Below are 3726 nucleotides of genomic sequence, written 5' to 3'. Positions count from 1 at the left end.
CGCAAAAAATCAAAAAAATAGAACTGCTTGGCAGCAAAGAAAAGCTTTCATGGAAAATCAATCCCGAATCGTTGGTAATCCGGAAGCCGAATAGCATTCCAAATAATATTGCAGTAGTATTTAAAATTTCTTTAGCTCAGTTGTGTTAAGCTATAATGCTCTGTTTTATTTAATTAAAATATATGCATGATTTTAAAAATTAAAAATGGTATTTGTTGTATTACTCTAAAAAACAAAGAATGAGAGTCTATTTAATTGTCCTTACAATCTTATTATCAGCCTTTAAGGCTGAAGCTCAGGTTATCAACGATTGGGAAAACCCAAATATTAATGGCATAAATAAGGAAAAGCCCCACGCTTTTACTTTTCTGGCTGAAGAAAAAGCGAACAATCCAATGATCCGGTCGCTTAATGGTATTTGGAAATTCAAGTGGTCGCCCGATCCGCAAACGCGACCCCTGGAATTTTATGCCGAGGGTTATTCCACTGAAAAATGGGACAATATCCTGGTACCCGGCAATTGGGAACTTCAGGGATTTGGAACGCCAATTTATACTAATATTGCTTATCCTTTTAAAAAAGATCTTCCAAGAGTAACCAGCGAGCCCGAAAAAAACTTCACAACTTATAAAGAAAGGAATCCTGTAGGCAGTTATTTTACAACCTTTAAAATTCCGGAGAACTGGATTGATAAACAGATATTTCTGAATTTTGGCGGCGTACAATCGGCATTTTATGTTTGGGTGAACGGACAAAAAGTCGGTTATAGCGAAAACTCCATGTCGCCTGCGGAGTTTGACATTACTTCTTATATTCACAAAGGAGAAAATAAATTGGCGGTTGAAGTGTATAAATATTGCGATGGCAGCTATCTCGAAGATCAGGATATGTGGAGGTTGGGTGGAATCTTCAGAGATGTGGATTTAATTGCCCGCCAGAAGACCTTTATCAGCGACTTTTTTGTGAAAGCGGTGCCGGATAATGCTCATGAAAATGCCAATATTGCTATCCGACTCAACATTGATAACCGATCAACTCAAAATGCCTCCGGGCTGTATGCCGAAGCAGAAGTTTCCGGCTTTTCTGCGCAAGGTGATAGGGTAGACCTCTCGTTTACCAAGAAAGTTCCCTTGGTTCAAAAGTCAGGGCAAGCCATACTCGAATTGAAATCCTTGATGAAGCAACCAAGGCTTTGGTCAGCCGAAACACCGGATTTATATTGTCTCATTATAAAGCTCAAAAACAATAAGAAGGAGATCGTTGATAAGGCAGAATGCTATTTTGGTGTTCGTAAAATTGAGGTTCGTGGCGATGTGTTTTATGTCAATGGCAAAGCGGTCAAGCTCAAAGGAGTGAATCGTCACGAGCAGCATCCACGGACGGGAAAACACGTGAGTCGGGAAACGATGATTCGCGATCTGGAGCTAATGAAGCAGGCCAATATCAACATGATTCGCACCTGTCATTATCCGGACGATCCCATGTTTTATGAACTCTGCGACAAATACGGTTTTTACGTGATGGACGAAGCCAATCAGGAGTCTCATGGATATGGAATTGGGAATAAGGAGCTTGGCGATAATCCGGCGTGGAAAAAATCGCATATTGAACGGGCTGTCTCACTGGTAGAGCGGGATAAAAACCATGCCTGTGTAATTTTCTGGTCGTTGGGAAATGAAGGCGGACGCGGACAGTGCCTTGAAGCAATGGCGGATACCATTAAGAAATTAGATAACAGTCGACCTGTATATTCCGACACATATCGCGAAATATCAGCTATTTATGACGAAGGTTATCTGCACCCTGCTGATTTAAAAAAATTGGGCGAAAAGATAAAAGATAAACCGGTATTCATGCGTGAATATTTGCACGTGATGGGCAATTCGGGCGGAAACCTGCAAGAGTATTGGAATGTGATATACGCCGATACGAGTCTTACCGGGGCGGCTATTTGGGAATGGGTAGACCAGGGGCTGGCGAAGAAAAAAGACGGTTCATCGCTTAAACTCACCGAACACCCCGACGATTATCAGTTGAAGGATAATGAATTTTGGGCTTATGGTGGTGATTTTGGTGATAAGCCTAACGATGGAAATTTCTGTATCAAAGGGTTAGTTTCATCCAACAGAAAACCATATCCTCATTATTTTGAAGTTCAGAAAGTTTATCAACCGGTTGCATTTCATCTTGTAAATGATAAGAATATAAGCATCCGGGTTACCAATCATTTTGATTTTCTTTCATTAGAAAACTTCGATTTTGAATACGAATACACAATGAATGGGAAATCATTTCAAAAAGGGAAGTTTAGTTGCGACAATATACTGCCGGGAACATCTTCCATCATTGAGCTTCCGGTTCCTCAATTGGCAGACACAATTTCCTCCGAAATCTGCCTGAATATATACGCCAGACTCAAGACTGCAACTCTTTGGGCTGAAACAGGTTATTGCATAGCCCGTGAGCAGTTTGTGGTGAAGCCTTTTACGTGGAAAAGAATCATTCCTGCCGGGAATACGGTTAACGTGACTGAAACTGCCTCTCAAATTCAACTTAAAACAGGAACCATGACTTTTACACTGGATAAGAAAGAAGGTTCGCTAACAAGCTGGAAAGTCAATCAGCAAGAGCTGCTCAAAGGCCAATTGGAACCTTATTTCTGGAAAACGCCCAACGATAACCAAAAGCATAGCGGATATGTGAATGAATTGGGAAAGTGGAAGTATGCAGCAGAAAACAGACTGGTAAAAAAAGTGGAAGTATCAAAGCAAGATAACTCAGTATCTGTGAAATTTGAAATGAATTTGCCAACTATTGGGGCAAATTATACGCTGAATTATCAATTGAATGGGTTGGGACAATTGCAGGTTGAAGCAGCCTATCAGCCTTTGTGCGATACCATTCCGCTGATACCGAAATTTGGAATGAGAATGCGTATTCCGGAGAATTATAACATCGTTGGCTGGTACGGCCGCGGCCCTTATGAAAATTACCCCGACAGAAAAACAGCTTCTTTTGTCGGATTATATCAATCTGAACTTGAGAATTTCATAACGCATTATGCCGCACCGCAGGATAATGCCAACCGCTGTGATGTGCGTTGGTTTGCAATGAGTTCGCAAAACAATGCTGTCATAAAAGTGACAGGCCTGCAACCCCTTTGTTTCAGGGCATGGCCTTACACTGAGGAGGATTTGGAGAACTCACGGCACGACTACCAGTTGCCTAAGCGCGATTTCATCAACCTGAATATCGATTTGAATATTCACGGTGTTGGCGGCGATGATTCCTGGGGCGCTAAAACGATGGATAAATATACCAATCCCGGCAACAGGACTTATCAGTACGGTTTTGTGCTGGAATATTCAGATAGATTATGAGTTATAAAATTTTTATATCATTGGTTTATGAACAGAAACTGTTTTTTAGTGTACTTGTATTATTTTCCTTCATGAACATAAATGCCCAAAGTCATGAGCAACCTAATGCAACTGCCAGATCAAGGGAAAACTTCGATTTCAACTGGCAGTTCCATAAGGGTAATATTGCCATGAAATTACAAGTAAAGGCGGGTTGCCAGGGTGGTATAACTGATACTAATGCGGGCTTAATAGCGAAGAAAGATACTGTTATCGACTACACTAACCCGGATAGTTACAAAAAAATCCTCCCGGCGGATTGGAAGGAGGTAAACCTGCCCCACGACTGGGTTGTGGAAGGTACATT

The 3726-nt window shown here is 41.3% G+C and carries 2 protein-coding genes; both read left to right on the top strand.

All coding sequences use genetic code 11. From position 1 onward, the window contains the following. The first annotated feature begins 239 nt into the window (after positions 1–239). Positions 240–3380, top strand: coding sequence for a glycoside hydrolase family 2 TIM barrel-domain containing protein (locus Q8907_14185; protein MDP4275420.1), 3141 nt, complete (start codon positions 240–242; stop codon positions 3378–3380). After that, positions 3377–3726: hypothetical protein (locus Q8907_14180; protein MDP4275419.1), on the top strand; the 350-nt coding region annotated here is incomplete at its 3' end. The genes Q8907_14185 and Q8907_14180, both read left to right, overlap by 4 nt.

The organism is Bacteroidota bacterium (assembly GCA_030706565.1).
Taxonomy (GTDB): domain Bacteria; phylum Bacteroidota; class Bacteroidia; order Bacteroidales; family JAUZOH01; genus JAUZOH01.
The sequence above is the reverse complement of the archived record's forward strand: the minus strand, read 5'-3'. Positions and strand labels throughout refer to the sequence as shown.

Excerpts from the sequence above, each read along its gene's own strand:
- Q8907_14185 (MDP4275420.1), top strand. The coding sequence starts at position 240 with ATGAGAGTCTATTTAATTGTCCTTACAATCTTATTATCAGCCTTTAAG.